Raw genomic sequence first — 23,669 nt, forward strand, 5'->3', positions numbered from 1 at the left:
AGGGTGCCCTGTGCCGCAGAGGACACAGGGGCTCAGCGATCCAGCCTAGAGGATCGCAAGAAGAAGGTAGAGACCGAGCACCAGGACGAGAAAGCCCAGGTCGATGGAGGCCCCTCCGAGGCGCAGCGGCGGGATGACCTTGCGCAACGCTTTGAGCGGCGGATCGGTCAGGGTGTACACCGCCTCGGCGATGACGAGCACCACCCCGCGCGGCCTCCAGTCGCGGGCGAAGACCCGGATCCAGTCGAGGACGAGCCGCCCGAAGACGACCAACAGGTAGAGCCAGATGATGAATTTGAGCGTCGAGAGCACGGCGTCCATGGCGACAGTGTGCGTGAACGGCCTGTGGGTCCGCTGGGCCGGGGGTCAGCTCTGGTTGAACAGGGTGCGCCCGGGCACGGCCACGGACTCCTCGGCATTGACCTCGACCGTCGACGGCGAGAGCAGGAACACCTTGGCGGTGACGCGCTCGATGGCGCCGTGCAGGCCGAAGACGAGACCAGCGGCGAAGTCGACGAGGCGCTTGGCGTCGGCGTCGTCCATGTCGGTGAGGTTCATGATGACCGGCGTGCCCTCGCGGAAGTTCTCGCCGATGGTCTTGGCCTCGTTGTAGGTGCGCGGGTGGATGGTCGTGATCCGCGAGATCCCCGACGCCTCCGTGGTCCGCACGACCTGGGCCACGCTGCGACGCGTGGTCAGGGGCGTGACCTCGGCCGGGCGCTCACGCGTCTCCCGGTCATCGGCCGCCTCGTAGTCGTCGGCCGAGTCGTACTCGTCGTAGGCCTCGTCGTAGTAACGGCCCTCGTCCTCGGCCAGCCCGAGGTAGACCATCGTCTTGCGCAGCGCGCCAGCCATGAGTACTCCTTGTGCGAATCGGCGGTCACCATGACCGTGTTCGTGAAAAGAAGTTACCCAAGTGACGGACGGGAACCGAGTATTGCCGTCCCGACACGCAGGTGTGTCGCTCCCTCGGCAACGGCCTCCTCGAGATCGGCGCTCATCCCGGCCGAGATCCACGTCGCCTCCGGATGACCTGCCCGTATGCCGTCCGCGACCTCCCGCAGCCGCGCGAAGGCCGGCCTGGCCTCGGCACCGAGCGGTGCCACGGCCATGACACCGCGCAGCCGGAGCGAGCCCGCCTGCGCGACGAGGTCGGCGAGTTCGGGCACCTGCGCCGGCGCAGCGCCTCCCCTGCCGTCGGCGTCGTCGAGCGCGACCTGGAGCAGCACGTCCAGCCGCCGGCCGTGCCGGTCGGCCGCGCGGTCGAGGGCCGTGACGATCTTCGCCCGGTCCACGGACTGCACGACGTCGGCGTAGGACGCGACGTGGGCGGCCTTGTTGGACTGGAGCTGGCCGATGAAGTGGACGGTGACGTCGTCACGACGGTCGAGCTCGGCCACCTTGGTGCCGGCCTCCTGGTCCTTGTTCTCGCCGATGTGGCGGACGCCGAGCTCGACGAGGAGGTCGACGTCGCTGACGGGGAAGTACTTCGTCACGACCACGAGCTCGATCTCCGCCGCATCCCGGCCGGCCGCGGTGGCGGCGCGCTCGATCCGGGCGTGCACCTCCGCCAGGCGGGCCGCCAGCTCCTCGCGGCGTCCGGTCACGACGCGCTCCGCACGATGACGCCGGCGAACCGTCCCGTGGTCCCGTCGCGGCGGTAGGAGAACAACGACCGCTCCTCGCGCGCGCAGCCCGGGACCCACGAGAGGTCCTCGACGCCGGCATCGCGCAGCTGCGCCACGACTCCGGCGGCGACGTCGATCGCCGGGGTTCCCGTCCACGACACGGCGCTGGCCTCCGGGCTCACCGAGGCCGCCGCCTCGCGCATCTCCGCGGGAACCTCGTAACAGCGACCGCACACGCTCGGACCGACGACGGCCGCGATCCGTCGCGCACCCAGGTCACGCATCGCCTCGACCGCCTTCGCCACGATCCTGCCCGTCATGCCGGGGCGCCCCGCGTGGACGGCACCGATGACGCCGGCCTCCTGGTCGGACATCAGCACCGGCGTGCAGTCGGCGACGAGGACAGCCAGGGCGAGGCCGGGCTCGGCGGTCACGAGGCCGTCGACGGCGAGCGGACCGGCAGGCTTGTCGGTGACGGCGGCGACGTCGCTGCCATGGCACTGGTCCATGAAGACGAGGCGCGAGACATCGACGCCGAGCTCGCGAGCGACGCGAATCCGGTTCTCCCGCACCGCATCCGAGGCATCGCCGACGTGCCCACCGAGGTTGAGGCCGGCATACGGGGGTTCGCTCACCCCGCCCGCGCGGTCGGTGAACGCGCGGCGGATCCCGCCCAGGTCGTCACGCCAGAAGAACACGGGTCCACCGTAGACGCGCCGAGGGCGACCGGCCACGGCCGGTCGCCCTCGGGGTGCGCGCAGGTCAGCGCGCCAGGTGCAGGTGCCTCACTTGAGGAAGTCGGGCACGTCCAGGTCGTCGCCGTCGTCGAAGGTCACCGTCCGCGGCGGCGCCGGACGCTGCTCGGCCTCAGCGCTGCGATGCGCGTGAGCCGAGTCGCCGGGCTGGCGCACCGGCTCCGCCGCCCGAGCGACCGGCGGGACCGCCGAGGCCTGCACCGGCTGGGGCTCGACGTGGACCGGGCGCTGCGCCCCGTTGCCGTTCTGCGGCGCGGTCTGTCGCTGCGGCGGGGCCTGGGCCGGGGACGCCTGCTGCTGGGCCTGGGCTGCGGCCTGCTGCGCCTTGCTCGGACCCTGGATGCTGCCGATGCCGCGCTCGTCGGGGCGCTTGGCGGGCGTGCCACCGTCGAACCCGGCGGCGATGACGGTGACGCGCACCTCGTCGCCGAGGGCGTCGTCGATGACCGCGCCGAAGATGATGTTGGCCTCGGGGTGCGCGGCCTCCTGGACGAGGCGGGCGGCCTCGTTGATCTCGAAGAGGCCGAGGTCGCTGCCACCCTGGATCGAGAGCAGGACGCCGTGGGCTCCGTCGATGCTCGCCTCGAGCAGCGGGCTGGAGATGGCGAGCTCGGCGGCCTGGACCGCGCGGTCCTCGCCACGAGCCGACCCGATGCCCATGAGCGCCGACCCGGCTCCCTGCATGACCGACTTGACGTCGGCGAAGTCGAGGTTGATCAGGCCCGGCGTCGTGATGAGGTCGGTGATGCCCTGGACACCGGACAGCAGCACCTGGTCGGCGCTGCGGAACGCGTCGAGCATCGACACGGCGCGGTCGCTGATCGACAGCAGCCGGTCGTTGGGGATGACGATGAGGGTGTCGACCTCCTCGCGCAGGCTGGCGATGCCGGACTCGGCCTGGTTGGCGCGACGGCGCCCCTCGAAGGTGAACGGGCGCGTGACGACGCCGATGGTGAGGGCCCCCAGGCCCCTGGCGATGCGCGCGACGACCGGGGCGCCACCGGTGCCGGTGCCGCCACCCTCACCGGCGGTGACGAACACCATGTCGGCGCCCTTGAGGACCTCTTCGATCTCCTCGGCGTGGTCCTCGGCGGCCTTCTTGCCGACCTCGGGGTCGGCGCCGGCGCCGAGCCCGCGGGTCAGCTCACGGCCCACGTCGAGCTTGACGTCGGCGTCGCTCATGAGCAGTGCCTGCGCATCGGTGTTGATCGCGATGAACTCGACGCCCTTGAGACCGACCTCGATCATCCGGTTGATGGCGTTGACACCACCTCCACCGATGCCGACGACCTTGATGACGGCCAAGTAGTTCTGTGGTGTTGCCACGGTGTGGGCCTTCCCTGAGAGTGCTGAGTTCGGTGCTGGTGTTCGAAACTGCGTGGTCCGACGCCCTGCGAAGTCTCGACCTGAAGTCAAGAGTCACAGTTTGGTCACGACTCGATGGTGTGACGCTAGGCGTCCGTACGGCGTCATGCAACGAGCGCGCGGGCGTGTCGTGGCCGAGTCCGGACCATTCTTGCTCAACAGGACCACGTGGGTCACATCACCCCCACCAGCCCCAGGGGTCACGCCGGGCGACGGCTTACTTCGCGCTCGGGGACGGTGACGGACCGCCTCGCGTCACGGGCGTGTCGGGGGCGCTCACGTCGATGACCTCGGGCTTCGTCGGGACCAGTGCGCGCAGGATGGCGAGCTTGCGGTCGGCATCGTCCGCCCCACCCCACACGACCTCGATCCCGCCGAGCGTGAACGAGACGAGGTTGGCCGTGCTCACCTCGATCGCGGACACCTGGCCGGCGAGGTCGGGCGGCAGCGTCCGGACCATCGAGAGGGCGGCCTCGAGGGCCTCCTTCGTCGTTCCCTTCGACGACGCGGCCCTCACCAACGGGACGCCGGGCGGCGGAGCGGTCACGGTGTCGTACGCGACACCTGTCGCATCCACAACCTCAAGTCGACCCTGAGGGTTTCTGAGCACGAGAGCAGCCTGCCTGGCGACGACCCGGACGCGCAGGGTGGCGGGCCAGCCGCGCTCGGCCGAGACCTCGGCGATCGTCCTCCGGCTGCGCACGCGGTCCTCGACGTCGTCGAGGTCGACCCGAGCCAGCGGAGTCCCGTTCGGGACCGCGACGAGACGGGCGACGGCGGCTCGATCCGCGCCCGTGACGCCCGTGACCTCCACCGTGCGCACGGCGAACACCGGGCTCCAGAAGGCGAGCCACCCGAGACCGGCGACGAGGGCGAGGGACAGGACGGTCCAGAGTCCGCGCAGCCAGGGGCGCCGTCGTCGCTGCAGTGCGCGCTCCCGGAACCGGGGGTCGGCCTGGGGCAGGCCACGGGTCGACACACCCACGCCGCTCACCGCTCCCCCAGCGCGCTGAGTACGTGGGTCGCCAGCTCGGTGACGTCGCCGGCACCGACGGTGAGCACGAGGTCGCCGTCGGTCGCGACCTCGGCCAGCCTGAGGGCGATCGACTCGAAGGTGCCGCCGACGGTGACGTCGCGCTTCCCGGACAGCTCTCGCAGGGGCGCTGCGATGACCTCGCTCGTGATGCCCTCCATCGGCTGCTCCCGGGCGCCGTAGACGTCGAGCAGGACGACGGTGTCGGCCGGCGCCAGGCCGTTGGCGAAGCCGTCGGCGAAGTCGCGGGTGCGCGAGTAGAGGTGCGGCTGGAAGGCGACGTGCAGCCGCCCGCCGCGTCGGCGCGCGATCTCGGCAGCAGTCGAGACGACGGCGGCCACCTTGCCCGGGTTGTGGGCGTAGTCGTCGACGACGGTCACCCCACGCACCTCGCCACGCACCTCGAACCTGCGGCGCGCCCCGTCGAACCCGGCAAGTCCGTCGAGGACGCGCACGGGGTCGGCCCCGAAGCCCTCGGTCGCGGCGAGGTACGCCGCGGCGGCGTTGAGGGCGTTGTGCGCGCCCGGTGTCGCGAGGTGCAGCGTCTCTCGGCTGCCCCCTCGCAGCGCGAAGGTCGTCGTGGTGCCGATGCCCTCGGCGTCGGTGTGGTGCTCGGAGAGCCGGAGGTCGGCCGCGGCGTCGAAGCCGTAGGTGACGACCCGGGTGCCCGACGCCGCCACGCGTGCGGCGAGACGCGCCGAGCCGGCGTCGTCCGCGCAGGCGACGAGGAGCCCGCCCGGACGGAGGGAGGCCGCGAACTCGGCGTAGGCCTTCTCGACCTCGTCGAAGGTGCCGTAGAAGTCGAGGTGGTCCGGCTGCACGTTGGTGACGATCGCGACCTCGGGCCGGTAGACGAGGAAGGAGCCGTCGCTCTCGTCGGCCTCGACGACGAAGACGTCGCCGTCGGCCCACGCGGCGTTGGTGCCCTGACCGGTGAGCTCTCCGCCGGAGGCGAACGACGGGTCGAGGCCTGCACCCTGCAGGGCGACCGTGAGCATCGACGTCGTCGTGGTCTTGCCGTTGGCTCCGGCGACGGCAGCCGGACGCGAGTCCTGCATCGTGGCGGCCAAGCCCTGGGACCGGTGCAGCACAAGGCATCCGGCCTCGCGGGCGGCGGTGAGCTCGACGTTGGACTCGGGGATGGCCGAGGAGATCACGACCGTGTCGACGTCGCGGACGTTGGCGGCGTCATGGCCGACCACGACGTGTGCACCGAGGGCCCGCAGGCTCTGGAGAACGGCGCTGTCCTTGGCGTCGGAACCGCTGACGTCCACACCGCGCGCCAGCATGATCCGGGCGACGGCGGACATGCCCGCGCCGCCGATGGCGATGAAGTGGACCCGGCCCAGCGTCTCGAGCCCGGGGACCTCGCTCGCGAAGTCGAACCGGGGGTTGCGCGACATCGTCAGACCTTCCTGGACGCGGCGTCGGCGACGAGGTCGGCCAGCAGCTCGTCACCGTCGCGCTCCCCCACCGAGGCCGCGGCCGCGGCCATGTCGGTGAGCCGGGCGGCGTCGCGCAGCAGCGGGACGAGCGTCGTCTCGACCCAGGCGGAGCTGAGGTCGGCGTCCTCGACGAGCAGTCCTCCTCCGGCGGCGATGACCGTCTCGGCGTTGAGCCGTTGCTCCCCGTTGCCGATGGGCAGCGGGACGTAGACCGCCGGCAGCCCGACCGCCGTGAGCTCGCAGACGGTGTTGGCGCCCGAGCGTGCCACGACGATGTCGGCGGCGGCGTAGGCGAGCTCCATCCGGTCGGCGTAGGGGACGACGACGTAGGGAGCGCCGGCGTCGGCCTCCTCGACGGGGAACTCCTTGCCGACACCGGTGATGTGGAGGACCTGGACGCCCGCCGCCCGGAGCGTGGACATCGCGCCACGGAAGGCCTCGTTGATCCGCTGCGCGCCGAGCGAGCCTCCGGTGACGAGGACGGTCGGCCACTGCGGGTCGAGGCCGAACGTGGCCAACGCCTCGGCACGGCGGGCCTTGCGGTCGAGCAGCGCGATCTCGCGGCGCAACGGCATACCGGTCACGGTCGCGCCCGGCAGCGACGTGCCGGGGAAGGTGACCGCGACGTGCGTCGCGAAGCGTGAGCCGAGCTTGTTGGCCAGGCCGGGACGCGCGTTCTGCTCGTGGATGACGACGGGTATGCCGCGGCGTCGCGCCGCGAGGTAGGCCGGGGTCGAGACGTAGCCACCGAAGCCGACGACCACCCGAGCACCGGACGAGGTGAGGGCCGCGTCGGCGGCCGCCACGGCGCGGCGAAGCGACCCCGGGAGCCGAAGGAGTTCGGCCGAGGGCCGGCGTGGCATCGGCACCTTGGGCACGACCTCGAGGTCGTAGCCGCGGGCCGGGACCAGGCGCGCCTCCAGCCCCTCTGCGGTGCCGAGGGCGACGATGCGCACGTCGGGCTCGCGGCGGCGCAGGCAGTCGGCGAGAGCCAGCAGGGGCGAGACGTGACCGGCCGTGCCACCGCCCGCGAGCAGGACGGAGCCGATGGTCGACGGCGCGCTCATCGGCTCGACCGCCGCATCGGGAGGACCGCGAAGGACCTCTTCACGAGCGAGGGGCGTCCCGAGAGGGCCTTGGCGCAACCGGGCTCGGCCCGGGCGAACGAGAGCAGGATGCCCAGGGCGAGCATCGTCGTCACGAGGGAGGACCCACCCGAGGACACGAGTGGCAGCGGGACGCCGATGACGGGGAGCAGTCCGATGACGGCGCCGACGTTGATCATGGCCTGGACGATGATCCAGCTCATGATGCCGGCCGTGGCCACCCGCACGAAGAAGTCCGAGGACCGCATGACGAGCCGGTAGCAGGCGAGGGCGAGCACGACGAAGAGCGCGAGCACCATGATCGTGCCGGGGAGCCCGAGCTCCTCGCCGATGATCGCGAAGATGAAGTCGTTGTGCGGCTCCGAGAGCCACTCCCACTTCTCGCGGGACTGCCCCAGACCGACGCCCGTCCACCCGCCGTCGGCAAGGGCGTAGCGGCCGTGAATCGACTGGCGGGCGGCGCCGAACTGGTCGGTGTCGCGCCCGAGCCACACGTCGAACCGGCCGAGGCGGTTGGGGCTGGTGATGACGAAGGTGGTCGCCACCGCCGCGAACCCGGCTGCGGCGAGGGCGAACCAGCGCCCCGGGACGCCGGCGGTGAAGAGCACGCCGGCGACGACCGCCGACATGACGAGGACCGTGCCGAGGTCGTGGCCGAGCAGCACGAGACCGATGGCGAGCATCGCCACCGGAAAGACGTAGGGCACCAGCGCGTGGCCGACCTGGGCGAGCCTCTTGCGCTTGGCGGAGAGGATGACCGCGCCACTGAGCGCCAGCCCCACCTTGAGCAGCTCCGAGGGCTGCATCGTCACGAAGCCGAAGTCGAGCCAGTTGCGGTTGCCCTGGACGTCGACGCCGAGCGGTGTGAAGACGAGCAGCTGGAGGACCAGGCCGACGACGAGCACCGGCAGCGACAGGCGCTTCCACATCGGCACCGAGAGCCGGGACGCGACGAGCAGGGCGATCCCACCGATCACCGCAAACACCATCTGGCTGATGACGATCGAGTAGGCGGAGCCGGAGTCGGTGGCCTGGAGCGAGGAGACGGTCGAGGCGGACAGCACCATGATCAGCCCGAAGCCGACGAGCACCGTCGTGACCCCGACGAGGACGTAGTAGGTGGTGACGGGACGGTCGAGGCGCTCGAGCCACCCGGGGACGGCGCCGAAGCCTCGCTCCGTCCTCGACCCGGTCATGCTGCTCACGGACTCACTCCCCCGGTGCTGCTCGGCGGAGCACCGCCTCGGCGAAGGCGTCTCCGCGCGCGCCGTAGTTGACGAACATGTCCATGGACGCCGCGGCGGGCGCGAGCAGTACGACGTCGCCCGGCTGGGCGAGCGACGTGGCCTCGGTGACGACGCGGTCCATTGCTCCAGTGTCCGTGTCGGCGACGTCGACGACGGGGACATCGGGCGCGTGTCGGGCAAGCGCGTCGGCGATCGCCGCCCGGTCGCGTCCGAGGAGGACGACGCCCCGCAGCCGGCCCGCGGCAGACCTCACGAGGTCGTCGACGTCGGCGCCCTTGAGGAGGCCACCGGCGACCCAGACGACGTGCTCGTATGCCGTGAGCGACGCTGCGGCCGCGTGCGGGTTCGTGGCCTTGGAGTCGTTGACGTAGCGGACGTCGTCGATCGTGGCGACGTGCGCGATGCGGTGGGCCTCGGGTCGGAAGGCCCTCAGGCCGGCCCGCACCGCCCCGGCGTCGACGCCGTGGGCCCGCGCCAGGGCGGCCGCGGCCAGCGCGTTGGCGACGAGGTGCGGCGCGACGTCGGGCGCGTCACCGCGCAGGTCCTCGATCGAGGCGAGCTCGGCGGCGGCGTGCCGGCGCTGCTCGACGAAGGCCCGGTCGGCGAGGACGTCGCCGACGACACCGAGCATGGACGGGGCCGGGGTGCCGAGGGTGAAACCGACGGCGCGACAACCCTCCTGGACATCGGCCTCCTCGACGAGGCGCTCGGTCTGGGGGTCGTCGACGTTGTAGACGCACGCGATCTCGGTGCCCTCGTAGACCTTGCCCTTGGCCGCGAGGTAGGAGTCGTAGTCGCCGTGCCAGTCGACGTGGTCGGGCGCGACGTTGAGGCAGGCTGAGGCTTGGGGCCGGATCGAGTCCGACCAGTGCAGCTGGAAGCTCGACAGCTCGACGGCGATGGCGTCGAACGGCTGCGGGTCCATGACCGCCTCGAGGATCGGGGTCCCGACGTTGCCGGCGCTGATCGCCCTCTCGCCCGCGGCACGCAGGATCGAGGTCAGCATCTGCACGGTGGTCGTCTTGCCGTTGGTCCCGGTCACCGTGAGCCATGGCGCCGCGCCCTCGAGCGGACGCATGCGCCACGCCAGCTCCACCTCGCCCCAGATGGGAACCCCGGCCTCGGCCGCGGCGACCAGCAGGGGCTGGGTCGGCGCCCACCCCGGTGAGGTGACGACGAGGTCGACGGGGTCGGACGGCATACGGGAGACGTGCTCTGGACCGAAGCGGAGCTCGGCGTCGAGGATCTCGAGGATGCGGGCGCGCTCGGCCATGGCGGGCGAGGAGTCGGGAGCCGAGCCGTCGACGACGACGACGTGGGCGTGCCGCTCGAGCAGGGCGTCCGCGGCGGCGAAGCCGCTCACGCCGAGACCGGCGACGAGCACGCGAAGGCCGGCCCAGTCGGCCTCGCGATGGGTGAGGTGACTGAGCCTCGCGAGCCGCTGGGTGATCTCGTCGGTCATGCCGCGCCCACGACCCATTCGGCGTAGAAGAGGCCCAGCCCGAGCGCCACGAAGAGGCCGGCGATGATCCAGAAGCGGATGACGATCGTGACCTCCTGCCAGCCGAGGAGCTCGAAGTGGTGCTGGAGCGGGGCCATCCGGAAGACCCGTTTGCCCGTCGACTTGAACGACGCGACCTGGATGATGACCGACAACGTGATGGTGACGAAGAGGCCACCGAGGATGACGACGAGGAACTCGGTGCGGGTGACGATGGCGAGTCCGGCTAGAAGGCCGCCGAGCGCCAGCGAGCCCGTGTCACCCATGAAGATCTTGGCGGGCGAACCGTTCCACCAGAGGAACCCGAAGCAGGAGCCCATCGCCGCTGCGGCGACGATCGCGAGGTCGAGCGGGTCGCGGACCTCGTAGCACTTGATGCCGGCGTTGGTCTGGCAGTTCTGGTTGAACTGCCAGATGCCGATGAGCACGTAGGCCGCGAACGTCATCACCGAGGCGCCGGTCGCGAGGCCGTCGAGGCCGTCGGTGAGGTTCACGCCGTTGCTCGTGCCGGCGATGATGACGTTGGCGAAGAGGATGAAGAGGAGGACCCCGACGATCGTCCCGGCGAACGCCAGGTCGAGGTTGGTGTCACGGACGAACGAGATCTTCGTCGAGGCCGGTGTCCGGCCGCGGTCGTTGGGGAACTGCAGCGCGAGGATCGCGAAGATGACGGCCACGAGGGTCTGCCCGAAGAGCTTCTCCTTGGACCGCAGGCCGAGGCTGCGCTGCTTGCTGATCTTGATGTAGTCGTCGAGGAACCCGACGAGGCCGAGCCCCGCCATGAGGAAGAGGACCAGCACCCCGCTCCAGCTCGGAGCCGTCCAGAACGCCAGGTGGGCCATCCCGTATGCCGTGATCGTCGCGGCCACGATGACCGCGCCACCCATGGTGGGAGTGCCGCGCTTGGTGTGGTGGGACGTGGGGCCGTCGTCCCGGATGAACTGGCCGTAGCCGCGCCTCACGAGCACCTTGATGAACATCGGGGTGCCGAACAGCGCCACGACGAGGCTGACCACCGCAGCGACGAGCACGGCCTTCACTGGGGGTCCTCCTGGGGGGCGTTGTCGAGGGTGGTCAGTCTGTCTCCGAGCCACCGTAGACCTGCATCGCGGCTGGACTTGAACAACACGACGTCCGGCGGGGCGACTTCCGATCGGAGCAGCGCCTCCGCCTCGCCGGCGTCCTCGACCCAGCGGATCCGGGTGCCCGGGACGGGTGCGACGTCGGCCATGGGCCGCGCGGTCGTGCCCACGACGACGAGCTCGTCGACGCCGCGGCGCTGCGCCTCCGCACCGACCTCGGCGTGGTCGCCGTCGGACCCGTCGCCGAGCTCGAGCATCGATCCGAGGACGGCCCAGGTGCGGCGGCCGCGACCCATGACCTCGAGGGCCGCGAGGGCGGCGCGCATGGAGTCGGGGTTGGCGTTGTAGGCGTCGTTGACGATCGTCACGCCGTCGGGGCGCTCGGTGACCTCCATGCGCCACCGGCTCACGACACCCGCGCCGGAGACCGCGGCCGTCACGACGTCGAGCGGCAGTCCGCACTCGAGCGCGACCGCGATGACGGCCAGCGCGTTGCCGACGTGGTGGCGCCCGACGAGGCGCAGCGTGAGGGAGGCGTCGCCGACGGGGGTGACGGCCCGGAAGCTCGCCCGCCCGTCGCTTGCCACGTGCACGTCCTCGGCCCGGACCGTCGCGTCGGGGGCCTCGCCGACGAGCACGACGCGCGCGTCGGTCCGGTCGGCCATGGCGCGCACGACCGGGTCGTCGGCGTTGAGGACGGCCACGCCGTCACGGGGCAGTGCGGTGACGAGTTCGGCCTTGGCGCGCCCGATCGCCTCCCGAGAACCGAACTCGCCGACGTGGGCGGTGCCGACGTTGAGGACGACACCGATCCGAGGCGGGGCGATCCGGGTGAGGTACTCGATGTGTCCCACCCCGCGCGCCCCCATCTCGACGACGAGGAAGCGGGTCTCGTCGGTGACGCGGGTGACCGTGAGAGGGACGCCCACCTCCGAGTTGTAGGACCCGACCGGCGCGATCGTCGGCGCGCTCGCCGCGAGCACCGTGCCGAGGAGGTCCTTGGTGCTCGTCTTGCCGGAGGAGCCGGTGATCCCGATGACGGTGAGGTCGGTCGCGCGGTCGAGGACGGCGCGCGAGATGGCGACGAAACCGGCCTGGACGTCGTCCACGACGACACAGGGCAGGTCGTCGACGGGGCGGCTCGTGAGCGCGGCGACGGCTCCGTTGTCGCGGGCCGCGGCGACGAACCGGTGGCCGTCCATCCGCTCACCGACGCGCGCGACGTAGAGGCTGCCGGGCTCGGCCTCGCGCGAGTCGGTGACGACGGCACCGGTCACGACCGGCGCCTCCGCGGAGGTGGTGAGCCCGTGGACCGAACCGCCGGTGACCGCCGCGATCTCGGTGAGCGACAGGGCGATCACGACGTCCCCTGCTCGGTGCTGCCGGCCCCGAGGGCGGCTCGCAGCTCGTCACGGTCGTCGAAGGGGTGGACGACACCCGCGACCTCCTGCCCGGTCTCGTGGCCCTTGCCGACGACGGCGACGACCGAGCCCGGGCCACCCTCACGGGCGAGCCGCACACCCTCGCGGATGGCCTCACGCCGGCCCTCGACCTCGACGAGCACCGAGTCCGCGCCGACCGAGCGCGCGCCCTCGAGGACCGCGGCACGGATGGTGGCCGGGTCCTCGTCACGCGGGTTGTCGTCGGTGACGACGACGGCGTCGGCGAGCCCCGCCGCCGCCCGTCCCATGCCGTGGCGCTTGCCCCGGTCGCGGTCGCCACCGGCACCGAGGACGACGACGAGCCGCCCGGTGGTGGCCGGCCTGAGAGCGGCGAGGGCTGCCTCCACGGCATCGGGCGTGTGGGCGTAGTCGACGACCGCGAGCAGGTCCTCGGCAGCGTCCGCGGGGGCGACCTTCTCCATCCGGCCGGGAACGTGCGGGTCGGTGAGGATGGCCCGGCTCACGGCGTCGGTCTCCTCGCCGAGGAGGACCAGGGCGACGGCCGCCATGGCGGTGTTGGCGACGTTGAAGTCACCCGGCAGGGCCGAGCGCAGGTCGAGCTCGATCCCCCTCCCCCGCAGCATGAAGCGCGACGGGTCCTGCGCGTCGACCTCGACGGTCCAGTCGGCCTCCCGGTCCGCCACGGTCGTCAGGGTGGTCACGGGCACGCCCGACCTCTCGACGAGCCGTCGGCCCCAGATGTCGTCGACGCAGACGAGCCCGCGCAGCGAGTGCTCCGGGGTGAACAGTCTCGCCTTCGCACCGAAGTAGTCCTCCATGTCGGCGTGGAAGTCGAGGTGGTCCTGGGACAGGTTCGTGAAGAGGGCGAGGTCGTAGACGACGCCGTCGACCCGGTGCTGGCTCAGGGCGTGGCTCGACACCTCCATGACGCAGGTGTCCGTGTCGCGCTCCTCCATGACGGCCAGGATCGCGTGCAGGTCGGTCGACTCCGGCGTCGTGCGCACGCTCTTGACGTGCTCGTCACCGATCCGCGTCTCGACGGTGCCGATGAGACCGGTGCGGTGCCCGAGGACCCCGAGCGCACTCGAGACGAGGTATGCCGTCGTCGTCTTGCCGTTGGTGCCCGTGATCCCGACCATGGTCAGGCTCTGGTCGGTCGTGTCGTAGATCCGTGCCGACAGGGCGCCGAGCACCGACCTCGGGTGTTCCACGACGATCACGGGGAGAGTGACCCCCGCGTCACGCAGACGCGCGACACCGTCGGCGTCGGTGAGCACCGCCGCCGCACCGGCAGCCACGGCCTGCGCCGCGAAGTCGGCGCCGTGCGCGCGGGCTCCCGGCAGGGCGGCATACAGGTCACCGGGCTGGACGGCACGGGAGTCGAGGGTCACTCCGGTGACACCCACGTCGAGGCCGGTCGAGTCGTCCGTGGGTGCGCCGGCGAGCAGCGCGAGCTCACGCAGGCTCGAGCTGTCGCGGGAGGCGGGTCGGGGTGCAGACACGACCAGTCAGACTACTTGGAGCCGCGACGTGCCTTGTCACGCAGTGTGTCGGGGTTCGACGCGGCCTCCCCGGGGGTCACCGACAGTGTGATGGCGTCCTTGGTCGTCCCGGTCGGCGGGACCTTGAGCTCCTGGAGGGCGTAGGTCATGACGTCCTGGAAGACCGGGGCGGCGACGGTTCCGCCGTAGATGCTGGCGCTCGGTCGCTGCAGGATCACGGCTACCACCAGCTCGGGGTCGTCGGCAGGGGCGTAGCCGATGAAGCTCGCCGTCTTGCCGCTGTAGCGGCCCAGCCGGGCGTCGTAGAAGTCGGCGGTGCCGGTCTTGCCCGCGACCCGGTAGCCGGGAATCTGGGCCTGTGGCGCGGTGCCCTCCTTGGAGACGACGCCCTCGAGCATGGCGTTGACCTGGGAGGCCGTCTGCTCGGACACGACGCGCGTGCCCGGCTTGGTCGCGGCCCTGGTGAAGGAGCCGTTCTCGGCTGTCGTGCCCTCGACGAGCGACGGGGTCATCCGCAGGCCGCCGTTGGCGATCGTCTGGAAGACCGAGGCCGCCTGGATGGCCGTGACCGAGAGTCCCTGACCGAACATCACCGTCGAGCGCTGCGTCCCGCTCCACTTCTCGGCCGGCGAGAGCAGGCCGGCGGACTCACCGGGGTAGCCCATGCCCGACTTCGACCCCAGGCCGAACTTGCGGTAGTACTCCTCGAGCTTCTTGGGCTCGAGGGTCTCACCGATGAGGATCGTCCCGATGTTGCTCGACTCGGCGAGCGTCCCCGCGACGGTGCGGTAGAGGGTCGGGTGGTCGTGGCTGTCCTTGAAGTTGGCGTCGTAGCGCTGCATCCGGTTGGGGATGATGACCGGCTGGCCGGGCGTGACGAGCTTCTCCTCGAGCGCGGCCGCGACGGTCATGACCTTGGCGGTCGAGCCGGGCTCGAACACGTCGTTGAGGGCCTTGTTGACGAGGCTGCCCTTGGCGCTCGCGATGTCGTTGGGGTCGTAGGTCGGGTAGGACGCCAGGGCGAGGATCTTGGAGGTCTTGGCGTTCATGACGACGGCCGTGCCCGACTGCGCCCCCATCCGGGCCATCTGCTGCGCCAGGGCGTTCTGGGCGTACCACTGGATGTTGGAGTTCACCGTGAGGGTGACGTCCTGGCCATCGTCGGCCTTGACGCCGCCCTGGCGCCCGCCGGGGATCTTCGAGCCGTCGGGGGCCTTCTCGAACACCGAGTAGCCGGCCTTGCCCTTGAGGGCCTGGTCCATCATCGACTCGAGGCCGCCGCCGGCCGCGCCGTCGTTGGTGACGAAGCCGACGAGTGAGGCCGAGGTCGGCCCCTGGGGGTAGACACGCTCTGGAACGGCCTCGGCCGAGTCGCGGTAGATGCCCGGGATCCCGAGGTCGGCGATCCTGCGCCAGGTCAGGGGGCTCACCTTGCGGTCGAGCACCTGGTAGCGACCGCTGCCGCCGAGCCGGGGGCGCAGCTCGTCGGCGGACTTGCCGAGCAGCGGCGCCAGCGCACGGGCGGCCAGGTCCACGGCCGCACCGCTCGAGGCGGGGTCGCAGGTCTTGGTGCTCTTCTGCTTGTAGGTGCAGACGGCGGTGGGGTCGGCCACGACGGTCTCGCGCGCCCGGCTCGAGGCGAGGACGACACCGTCGGAGGACGTGATCTTGCCGCGCAGCGCCGGGATGACGACCTTCTCGGTGCGCTGCTCGAGCGCCTGCGCCGCCACGGCGGAGGAGTCGAAGCCCTGGATGCGCAGGAGCTGGGCCGCGAAGATGCTGAAGACGAAGAGGACCGCGATGGTCATCCCGCGCATGCGGCGCCTCGGGTTGCCCGGTGAGCGCGTGGCCCTGGGGCGCGCCGGCGGTCGCCTCGGCGGACCGGTGCGCCGCGAGGTGCCCCTGGCCGAGGAGGCCCGGGACGAGGAGGCCCGGGACGATGTCGCACGCGAGGCCGTCGCGCGCGACGCGGCCGCCGTGGTCGACGCCTTCCTCGGCGTGGCTCCCTTGGGCGTTCCGGCCTTCGGCCGACCGGAGGCCGGAAGGCCCTCGCTGGTGCGGCCCTGGCTGGTGCGGCCCTGGGCCGGGCGGCCTTGGGACGTGGCACGCCGCGGCGCGGATGCGGAACCCTGGGCCGAGGGTCGCTGCGTGCGCGTCGCACCTGCCGCTGGAGGCTGCCGCTTCTTGGCCGGACGGGCTGCCGGGCGCGCGGCACCGGACCCACCGGACCGCCGCGGCTCACGCCCGCGCGGCGGAGGGGGCGGGGTCCGTGGGGTCACGGCGTCGTCGTGGGAGTCGGGGTGGCCGCCTGGCTCGGCGTGCGCTGGGTCGCGGACGACCGGGCGGAGGGCGAGGCCGAGGGGGTGGACGGTGGACCGGTCCGCGGCGTCGGCCGCGCGACGTCGGAGGCCCGAGGCGAGGGCTTCTTGGTCGACGTCGTCGTCCGCGTCTCCCCCGTGCGGGCGTCGACGCTCGTGGTCGTGACCTCGATGCTGTCCCCCTTGACCGTCGTCACCGTCGTCGTCGTCACGGTGCCCACCGTCTCGACCGTGGCCTGGGGAGTCATGGCCGGGCGGGCTGCCGCGGCAGCCGAGCTGCCTTGTGTGGCAACAGTAAATTCCTTCTGGGCCGTGGCCCCCTCCGCCACGCCGAGCACCTTGCCGTCGCTCAGCCGCAGGAAGGCCGCGGTCTCCGACGGGACCATCCCCATGTCGAGGGCGCGCTGGGCCAGAACCGCCGGAGCGCTCTGGGCGTCGATCGCGTGGCTCAGCGCCTCCTCGGCGTCGGCGAGCTGGTTCGACTGGTCCTGGAGGTCGCCGAGGACGAACGACCCCTTGGCCATCGAGGTGTTGAGCATGAGGACACCGAGCAGGCCGGCGACGAGGAGCGCAAGGCACGCGGCGACGAACATCGGCTGCCCCTGCTGGGGCTGCTGACGGACGACGCTCAGCGGCTGGGGCCGGGTGGGCCTGGCCGGCGAGCGGTGGAGTGGACGTGCGGTGGCGGTCGTGGTCATCGCCGGGCCCCCTTCGTGGAACGTGTGCGTTCTGCGACCCGCAGTCGTGCGGAGGCGGATCGAGGATTGGTGGACTGCTCGTCCGCGGGGGGCTCCTCGGCCCCTCGGGTCAGCAGTCGGAGGTATGCCGCGTGCTCCGGGAGCTCGACCGGCATACCGGGTGGTGTCGTCGAGGTGGCACCGGCGGCCAGGGCGCGCTTGGTGATCCGGTCCTCGAGCGAGTGGTAGGACAGGACGGCGATGCGGCCGCCGACGGCGAGCACGTCGATGGCGCCGACGACGGCGCGCTGCCACGCGCCGAGCTCGTCGTTGACCTCGATGCGCAGAGCCTGGAAGGTCCGCTTGGCCGGGTGGCCGCCCGTCCGCTGCGACGCCGCCGGCACCGCATCCCGGAGCAGCTCGACGAGACGCGCGGAGCGGGTGAACGGCTCGGCCTCGCGCTCACGCACGATCGCCGAGACGATCCGCTTGGCGAAGCGCTCCTCACCGAAGTCGCGCAGCACCCGGATGAGCTCGCCGGGAGCGTAGGTGTTGAGGACCTCGGCGGCGGTGATCCCGCTCCCCTGGTCCATCCGCATGTCGAGGGGCGCGTCCTGCGCGTAGGCGAAGCCCCGATCGGCCTCGTCGAGCTGCAGCGAGGAGACACCGAGGTCGAACAGCACCGCCTGCACCTGCGTCAGCCCGGCGTCCGCGACGACGTCCGCGATCTCGTCGTAGACCGCGTGCACACCGCGGAACCGGTCACCGAAGCGGGCGAGACGCTCCCCCGCGAGCGCGAGGGCCTCCTCGTCGCGGTCGATGCCGATCACCGTGGCCTCAGGACAGCGCTCGAGGAACGCCTCGGCGTGCCCGCCCATGCCGAGGGTGCCGTCGACGAGCACCGACCCCGGCGTCGTGAGTGCCGGGGCCAGGAGGTCGACGATGCGGTCGCGGAGCACGGGTACGTGCCGCTCGTGCGCGGCTCCCCGTGACTCCATCTGGCTGCTCCTCGTCTCTGCTGCGTGGGTGTGACTGTGTGGTGGTGCGGTGGTGTCGGGCGGTGGCGTCTGGTGGTGGGGTCGATCCCTGCGGTGGTGCCTCCCCGGCCCCTGGTCCCCATCCGTCCGGGGCCCGGCACGGGGGAAGTCGTGTCGGGAACCGGTCGGCTGGAGGCCAGGAGCCGGGGTGAGGTCACATGAGTCCGGGGATGACCTCCTCTGACTGCTCGGAGTAGGCCTGCTCGGTGCTGGCGAGGTAGTCGTTCCACGCCTCGGTGTCCCAGACCTCCACGCGCGACCCGGTCCCGATGACCGTGCATTCGCGGGACAGCCCGGCGTACTGGCGCAGGTGCGCGGGGATCGTCACGCGTCCCTGCTTGTCGGGGATCTCGTCGCTGGCGCCCGAGAGGAAGACGCGGATGTAGTCGCGGACGGCGCGGTTGGTCGTCGGCGCCTCCTGCATCTGCTGGGTCACCTTCGTGAACTCGTCCATGGGGAAGACGTAGAGGCAGCGCTCCTGACCTCGGGTGACGACGAGGCCGGTCGAGAGGCGCTCGCGGAACTTGGCGGGGAGGAAGAGACGGCCCTTGTCGTCGAGGCGCGGCGTGTGAGTACCGAGGAACACCGCGCTCACCTCCCCATTCGCTTCGACCCGTGGGCGACACTTCTCTCCGGTTTCCCCCACTTTACTCCACCTTTACTTGAAATCAAGTCGTTATGGAGATCTGTAAGGGCTTTTTACGCAGGTCAGAGCCGGTGGTGCAAAGTGGGGCACTTCCACAGTCCGAGCCGATGCAGCGGCGCTGGAGAGCCACGGACGATGCCCGTATGCCGTGTCCGTACCCCTGCTCGTACCTGCACGTTCGCTGTGAACTGCGTTTTCGGGGCCGAGGCCCTCCCCCGGTGGAGCGTTGTGGGGCAAGATCGAAGACCCCGGCGGCGCAGGGCCACGGGAGCACTCATCCCAGGAGAAGCGGTGCCGGCACACGACGAGGTCCACCAGACCCACGAGCACGTCCGCAGCGATCGGGCGCCGCACTCCGGTGCCGCACTCGACCAGGTCCTCCAGGTCGCCAGCTCGTTGCAGAACGCGATGAACACCGTGATCGAGGGCAAGCCGGCCGCGGTGCGGACGGCTGTCATCGCGCTGCTCGCCGAGGGCCACATCCTCATCGAGGACGTCCCGGGCGTCGGCAAGACGATGCTCGCCAAGACCCTCGCCCGCTGCATCGACGCCTCCGTGCGCCGGGTGCAGTTCACCCCGGACCTGCTGCCGAGCGACATCACCGGCGTCAGCGTCTTCAACCAGGACGTGCGCGACTTCGAGTTCCGCCCGGGCGCGATCTTCGCCAACGTCGTCGTCGGCGACGAGATCAACCGTGCCTCGCCCAAGACCCAGTCGGCGCTGCTCGAGTCCATGGAGGAGGCGCAGGTCACCGTCGACGGCACGACGTACGCGCTGCCGCGTCCGTTCATGGTCCTGGCGACGCAGAACCCCATCGAGATGGAGGGCACCTACCCCCTGCCCGAGGCACAGCGTGACCGCTTCATGGCGCGGATCTCCATGGGCTACCCGTCGGCGCGCAGCGAGCTCGACATGCTCGACCAGCACGGCGCCGGTTCACCCCTCGAGGCGCTCCACCCCGTCACGGATGCCGTGACCGTCAACCAGATGATCGAGTCCGTGCGACAGGTGCACGCCTCCCAGGCCCTCAAGCAGTACGTCGTCGACGTCACCCAGGCCACCCGCACGAGCTCGGCGCTGCGTCTCGGAGCCTCCCCCCGGGCGAGCCTGCACCTGCTCCGGGCGAGCCGCGCCCACGCCGCGCTCGCCGGTCGCGACCACGTCCTGCCCGACGACGTGCAGTCGATGACCATCCCCGTGCTCGCCCACCGGCTCATGCTCACCGGCGAGAGCCAGCTCGCGCACCGCTCCGCGGCCGACGTCCTCACCGACCTGCTCCAGCGCGTCCGCGTGCCGGCACCGACCCGCTGAGGTCCCGGTGCGCCGGTTCCGCGAATCCCTGACGACGCGAGGCGCCGCGTTCCTCGCGTCCGGGATCGTCCTCGTCCTCTCCGGCCTGGCGCTGGGGCAGCACGATCTCAGCCGGATCGGCACGGCCCTGTGCGCCCTTCCCCTGCTCGCGGGCATGCTCGGCCGGCGCCACGACCTCGCGCTCGTCGTCGAGCGTGAGGCGCGCCCGTCCCGGGTGACGATCGACGAGCCCGCCGTCGTCGGCGTGACGATTTCGAACCCCTCGATGTCCCGCTCGCCCGTGCTGCTCGCCGAGGAGCACCTCGACTACTCGCTCGGCGACCGGCCCCGGTTCGTCGTCCCCGGACTTCCCGGTGGCGGCGAGACGCACGTGGAGTATGCCGTCCGCGCACACGCCCGCGGTGCGCACCGGCTCGGGCCGCTCGGCGTGCGCGTCCAGGACCCCTTCGGTCTCACCCTGCGCCACACCTCGATCAGCAGCCACGACGAGCTGCTCGTCCTCCCTCGCGTCGTCACCCTCGCCGACGGCCGGGCGCTCGGCCGCGGGCTCGGCGCGGAGGGATCGGTGCCCCACCGCGTCGCGCTGCACGGTGAGGACGACCAGTCGATCCGCGAGTACCGCGACGGCGACGACCTGCGGCGCATCCACTGGCCCGCGACCGCCCGCACGGGGGAGCTCATGGTCCGCCAGGAGGACCGACCCGCCAAGCGGCGCGCGGTCGTCCTGCTCGACACGCGTGCCCGGGCCCATGGTGGCAGCGGGCCGGCGGGCTCCCTCGAGTGGGCCGTGACGATGGCGGCCTCCGCCGTGAACCACCTGCTCGACTCGGGCTTCGCCGTGCACCTGCTCACCCCGGACCCGGGACAGGAGTCCGGGGTGCGCGAGGACGGCGCCCTCGACGCCGCCCTCGAGACCCTCGCCCGGACCGCGCCGTCGGACGAGTCGGGCATCGGGAGCATGCTCCACGCGGCGAGCGGCGCGACGGCGCAGGGCGGCCTGGTCGTCGCCGTCGTCGGTGCTCTCGACGACGACTCGTCCCGCGCCCTGTCGTCGCTGCGCCAGCCGGGCGGACCGGGCCTCGCGTTCGTCGTGGACGGCTCGGCCTTCGGCCGCGGCGGCCAGCCCGGCGGCGGGGCCGACCCCGGGGCCACGACCGCGGCCCTCGCCGGTGCCGGGTGGGCCGCGCTGCCGATCACGCCGGACCTCGCCGTGGGCGACGCCTGGGCGGCTGTCGCCGGCTCGAGGCGTCTGGTGGGAGCGCGATGAACCGCACCCGTCCGGTCGAGACAGTGCTCGCGGCGCTGGCGAGCTTCACCGTCGCGCTCCCGCTGCTCACCCTCTTCGACTCCAACGCGTGGATCCGCCCCAGCCTCGTCGTCATCGTGACCATCGCGCTCGTGGGCCTGGCCCTGCGGTCGTTGTCGGCCTCGGCGTGGCAGGTGGTCCTCGGCCAGCTCGTCGTGGCGTTCCTCGTCGTCTCGTGGCTGCACGGCCGTGGCCACCTCTACGTCGGGCTGCTCCCGGGTCCGGACACGGTGAGGTCGTTCGGGATCCTCCTCGGCGAGGCCCAGCAGACCGTCATGGCCTTCTCGGTGCCGGTGCCGACCGAGCGCGGCGTCATCGTCGCCATCACGATGCTCGTCGGCCTCACCGCGCTCGCCACCGATGCGGTCGGGGTGACCCTGCGCCTGCCGGCACTGGCAGGACTCGGTCTCCTCACGGCATACCTCGTCTCGGCGACGAACTCGGGCGAGGGGCTCTCCTGGACGTACTTCGTGCTCCCCATCGCCTTCTGGCTGGGGCTCGTGGCGACCCAGGGCATCGCCACCGTCCGGCGGTGGGGCACCGCCGTGCCGCTCGGCCAGGGTGGCGCCGACCGTGACCCGGTGCTCGGCGTCGCGGGCACGGCCCGCCTCCTCGGCGCCGCAGCCCTCGCGATGGCCGTGGTGCTGCCCATGGTCGTGCCACACCTCCCGACGACCTACCTCGCCGACGGTCTCGGCCGCTCCGACGACGGGCGCGGCGGTGGGTCGGTGCGGCTCAACACGACCTTGGACCTGCGCCGGTCGCTCGAGAGCCAGTCGCAGGAGCCGGTCATCAGCTACACCACGTCGACGACCACCCCGGCTCCGCTTCGCGTCGCGATCCTCACCGACTACCGCCGCGGAGAGTGGAGCACGCGCTTCAACGCCGACAGCATCGTCGACGGCGGCGTCGAGCCTCCGGTCGGGTCTCCGGACGTCAAGCGGACCGCGGTCGAGGTCGAGGTGACCGAGAACCGGCTCCAGGCTCCCCAGATCGCCCTGCCGACCCCGCTGCGCTCGGTCGACCTCGACGGGATCCCCCTGCGCACGAACTTCGTCGGGGGCTACGAGGTCGACCGGTCGACCAACGACTACTCCGTGACCTACAGCGAGCTCGCGCCGGTCGAGGACGACTTCGCGGGAGGCGGTCCCGACCCGGTGGGCTCGGAGCAGGGCCTCTACACCGAGCTCGACAGCGACGGCATCCTCCGCCTGAGCGAGCTCGTGGACACGGTCGTCCCCGCGGACGCCACCCCACTGGAGACCGCGCGACTGCTGCAGGCGCACTTCCGCAGCAGCCAGTACACCTACTCGCTGCAGCTGCCCACGCCGACGGACCCGGTCTCCGGGCGCACGATGATGTCGGACCCCCTCTCCAACTTCCTCGTGTCGCGCACCGGCTACTGCGTCCAGTTCGCCTCGGCGTTCGTCATGGCCGCCCGCCTCAAGGGGATCCCCGCCCGGATGGCGATCGGCTTCCTGCCCGGCACGTTCGCGAACGGCGGCTACACCGTGCGCGCCGCGGACGCCCACGCTTGGCCCGAGCTGTGGTTCTCGGACATCGGCTGGACGCGGTTCGAGCCCACGCCCAGCGGGCGTGCCGGGGCCGCACCGGTCTACAGCCTCATCCCGAGCGAGGCCGCCCCCACGTCGAGTGCCACGGCGACCGCGACGACCGCTGCACCCTCGCCCACGCTCAGCGAGCGGCCCGACAGCGACCAGGGTGCGGTGCAGGACAACACGACGACGCTGCCCGGGCCACTGGCCTGGGTGCGTGAGCACGCGCTCACGATCGGCGTCGTTCTCGGTGTCCTGCTCTCGCTGCTGCTCCTCCCCGTGGCTGCGTGGCAGCGACGACGGCGGCTGCGACTCGAGGCCCGCGACGACGCCGAGAGGGTCGAGGCCGAGTGGGCCTCGCTCATCTCGCGCCTGGGCGACATCGGCATCGTGCCCCCCTCGGGCAGCACCCCCCGGCAGGCGGGAGCACGGCTCACCCACGACGCGATCCTCACGGGCGAGTCGAAGGCGGCGATGGGCCGCATCGTCGACACCCTCGAGCGGGCCCGCTACGCCCCTCCCCACGCGGCGATCGACGACGTCAGCGACGACGCCAGGGCCGTGTGGAAGGCGGCGTTCTCGGCGCGCCAGCGCAGCGCGCGTGCGCGCGCCTACCTCGTCCCCAGCGACGGGGTGCGCCAGTGGAACGACGTCAGGGACGCGATGGTCGACTGGCCCCGACGGGCGTGGCTGCGGCTCCGCCGCCGCTGACCCAACTCCCCCGACGCGCACTTTGTGACCAAGAGGTCAC

The 23,669-nt window shown here is 71.9% G+C and carries 20 protein-coding genes; 3 read left to right on the forward strand and 17 right to left on the reverse strand.

Going from position 1 to position 23,669, the window contains the following annotated elements; genetic code table 11:
- Positions 1–45 precede the first annotated feature (45 nt).
- The 17 genes from LL946_RS18700 to mraZ form a co-directional block, all read right to left on the reverse strand.
- Positions 46–321, reverse strand: a complete 276-nt coding sequence (locus LL946_RS18700) for a YggT family protein (RefSeq protein WP_404383418.1) — start codon at positions 319–321, stop codon at positions 46–48.
- 45 nt (positions 322–366) lie between these two features.
- Positions 367–855 (reverse strand): cell division protein SepF, encoded by a 489-nt coding sequence (locus LL946_RS18705; RefSeq protein WP_404383420.1) that lies wholly within the window; start codon positions 853–855, stop codon positions 367–369.
- 53 nt (positions 856–908) lie between these two features.
- On the reverse strand, positions 909–1,607 hold the full coding sequence (locus LL946_RS18710; RefSeq protein ID WP_404383422.1) for a YggS family pyridoxal phosphate-dependent enzyme: 699 nt from the start codon (positions 1,605–1,607) through the stop codon (positions 909–911).
- Positions 1,604–2,326, reverse strand: coding sequence for a peptidoglycan editing factor PgeF (gene pgeF / locus LL946_RS18715; RefSeq protein ID WP_404383424.1), 723 nt, complete (start codon positions 2,324–2,326; stop codon positions 1,604–1,606). Before pgeF ends, LL946_RS18710 begins: the two co-directional genes overlap by 4 nt.
- An 87-nt stretch (positions 2,327–2,413) precedes the next feature.
- Positions 2,414–3,709, reverse strand: a complete 1,296-nt coding sequence (ftsZ, locus tag LL946_RS18720) for a cell division protein FtsZ (protein WP_404383426.1) — start codon at positions 3,707–3,709, stop codon at positions 2,414–2,416.
- A gap of 256 nt (positions 3,710–3,965) precedes the next feature.
- Positions 3,966–4,733: a cell division protein FtsQ/DivIB gene (locus LL946_RS18725; protein WP_404383428.1), complete on the reverse strand. Its 768-nt coding sequence runs from the start codon at positions 4,731–4,733 to the stop codon at positions 3,966–3,968.
- A gap of 5 nt (positions 4,734–4,738) precedes the next feature.
- On the reverse strand, positions 4,739–6,184 hold the full coding sequence (murC, locus tag LL946_RS18730) for a UDP-N-acetylmuramate--L-alanine ligase (protein WP_404383430.1): 1,446 nt from the start codon (positions 6,182–6,184) through the stop codon (positions 4,739–4,741).
- Positions 6,185–6,186: 2 nt separating this feature from the next.
- Positions 6,187–7,293: an undecaprenyldiphospho-muramoylpentapeptide beta-N-acetylglucosaminyltransferase gene (murG, locus tag LL946_RS18735; RefSeq protein ID WP_404383432.1), complete on the reverse strand. Its 1,107-nt coding sequence runs from the start codon at positions 7,291–7,293 to the stop codon at positions 6,187–6,189.
- The gene (gene ftsW / locus LL946_RS18740) at positions 7,290–8,528 is read right to left on the reverse strand and encodes a putative lipid II flippase FtsW (RefSeq protein WP_404386951.1); all 1,239 of its coding nucleotides are present in this window, start codon (positions 8,526–8,528) and stop codon (positions 7,290–7,292) included. The genes murG and ftsW overlap by 4 nt, the downstream gene beginning before the upstream one ends.
- Before the next feature lie 13 nt (positions 8,529–8,541).
- Positions 8,542–10,059 carry a UDP-N-acetylmuramoyl-L-alanine--D-glutamate ligase gene (gene murD / locus LL946_RS18745; RefSeq protein WP_404383434.1) on the reverse strand — a complete coding sequence of 506 codons (1,518 nt, stop codon included), beginning with the start codon at positions 10,057–10,059 and terminating at the stop codon, positions 8,542–8,544.
- Positions 10,038–11,120 carry a phospho-N-acetylmuramoyl-pentapeptide-transferase gene (mraY, locus tag LL946_RS18750; RefSeq protein ID WP_404383436.1) on the reverse strand — a complete coding sequence of 361 codons (1,083 nt, stop codon included), beginning with the start codon at positions 11,118–11,120 and terminating at the stop codon, positions 10,038–10,040. The genes murD and mraY overlap by 22 nt, the downstream gene beginning before the upstream one ends.
- The gene (gene murF, locus LL946_RS18755; RefSeq protein WP_404383438.1) at positions 11,117–12,523 is read right to left on the reverse strand and encodes a UDP-N-acetylmuramoyl-tripeptide--D-alanyl-D-alanine ligase; all 1,407 of its coding nucleotides are present in this window, start codon (positions 12,521–12,523) and stop codon (positions 11,117–11,119) included. Before murF ends, mraY begins: the two co-directional genes overlap by 4 nt.
- Positions 12,520–14,067 (reverse strand): UDP-N-acetylmuramoyl-L-alanyl-D-glutamate--2,6-diaminopimelate ligase, encoded by a 1,548-nt coding sequence (locus LL946_RS18760; RefSeq protein ID WP_404383440.1) that lies wholly within the window; start codon positions 14,065–14,067, stop codon positions 12,520–12,522. The genes murF and LL946_RS18760 overlap by 4 nt, the downstream gene beginning before the upstream one ends.
- Positions 14,068–14,078: 11 nt before the next feature.
- Positions 14,079–15,875 carry a peptidoglycan D,D-transpeptidase FtsI family protein gene (locus tag LL946_RS18765; RefSeq protein WP_404383442.1) on the reverse strand — a complete coding sequence of 599 codons (1,797 nt, stop codon included), beginning with the start codon at positions 15,873–15,875 and terminating at the stop codon, positions 14,079–14,081.
- 467 nt (positions 15,876–16,342) lie between these two features.
- Entirely contained in the window at positions 16,343–17,083 is a 741-nt protein-coding gene (locus LL946_RS18770) for a hypothetical protein (RefSeq protein ID WP_404383444.1), read from the reverse strand.
- Positions 17,080–18,060: a 16S rRNA (cytosine(1402)-N(4))-methyltransferase RsmH gene (rsmH, locus tag LL946_RS18775; protein WP_404383446.1), complete on the reverse strand. Its 981-nt coding sequence runs from the start codon at positions 18,058–18,060 to the stop codon at positions 17,080–17,082. Before rsmH ends, LL946_RS18770 begins: the two co-directional genes overlap by 4 nt.
- A gap of 193 nt (positions 18,061–18,253) precedes the next feature.
- Entirely contained in the window at positions 18,254–18,685 is a 432-nt protein-coding gene (gene mraZ / locus LL946_RS18780) for a division/cell wall cluster transcriptional repressor MraZ (RefSeq protein ID WP_147067033.1), read from the reverse strand.
- Between the two features lie 456 nt (positions 18,686–19,141).
- On the opposite strand from mraZ, the gene LL946_RS18785 reads away from it, so the two are divergent.
- The 3 genes from LL946_RS18785 to LL946_RS18795 are packed head-to-tail and all read left to right on the forward strand — an operon-like array spanning position 19,142 to position 23,629.
- Positions 19,142–20,056: an AAA family ATPase gene (locus LL946_RS18785; protein WP_404386953.1), complete on the forward strand. Its 915-nt coding sequence runs from the start codon at positions 19,142–19,144 to the stop codon at positions 20,054–20,056.
- Positions 20,057–20,063: 7 nt separating this feature from the next.
- Entirely contained in the window at positions 20,064–21,323 is a 1,260-nt protein-coding gene (locus LL946_RS18790) for a DUF58 domain-containing protein (RefSeq protein WP_404383449.1), read from the forward strand.
- Positions 21,320–23,629, forward strand: coding sequence for a DUF3488 and DUF4129 domain-containing transglutaminase family protein (locus tag LL946_RS18795; RefSeq protein WP_404383451.1), 2,310 nt, complete (start codon positions 21,320–21,322; stop codon positions 23,627–23,629). Before LL946_RS18790 ends, LL946_RS18795 begins: the two co-directional genes overlap by 4 nt.
- The last annotated feature ends 40 nt before the right edge of the window (positions 23,630–23,669 follow it).

The sequence above is a fragment of the Knoellia locipacati genome (genome assembly GCF_044791685.1).
Taxonomy (GTDB): domain Bacteria; phylum Actinomycetota; class Actinomycetes; order Actinomycetales; family Dermatophilaceae; genus Knoellia; species Knoellia locipacati_A.

Coding starts and splice junctions, on each gene's coding strand:
- LL946_RS18700 (WP_404383418.1), bottom strand. CDS start 321: ATGGACGCCGTGCTCTCGACGCTCAAATTCATCATCTGGCTCTACCTG.
- LL946_RS18705 (WP_404383420.1), bottom strand. CDS start 855: ATGGCTGGCGCGCTGCGCAAGACGATGGTCTACCTCGGGCTGGCCGAG.
- murC (WP_404383430.1), bottom strand. CDS start 6,184: ATGTCGCGCAACCCCCGGTTCGACTTCGCGAGCGAGGTCCCCGGGCTC.
- murG (WP_404383432.1), bottom strand. CDS start 7,293: ATGAGCGCGCCGTCGACCATCGGCTCCGTCCTGCTCGCGGGCGGTGGC.
- ftsW (WP_404386951.1), bottom strand. CDS start 8,528: ATGACCGGGTCGAGGACGGAGCGAGGCTTCGGCGCCGTCCCCGGGTGG.
- murD (WP_404383434.1), bottom strand. CDS start 10,059: ATGGGTCGTGGGCGCGGCATGACCGACGAGATCACCCAGCGGCTCGCG.
- LL946_RS18765 (WP_404383442.1), bottom strand. CDS start 15,875: ATGACCATCGCGGTCCTCTTCGTCTTCAGCATCTTCGCGGCCCAGCTC.
- LL946_RS18770 (WP_404383444.1), bottom strand. CDS start 17,083: ATGACCACGACCGCCACCGCACGTCCACTCCACCGCTCGCCGGCCAGG.
- rsmH (WP_404383446.1), bottom strand. CDS start 18,060: ATGGAGTCACGGGGAGCCGCGCACGAGCGGCACGTACCCGTGCTCCGC.
- LL946_RS18795 (WP_404383451.1), top strand. CDS start 21,320: ATGAACCGCACCCGTCCGGTCGAGACAGTGCTCGCGGCGCTGGCGAGC.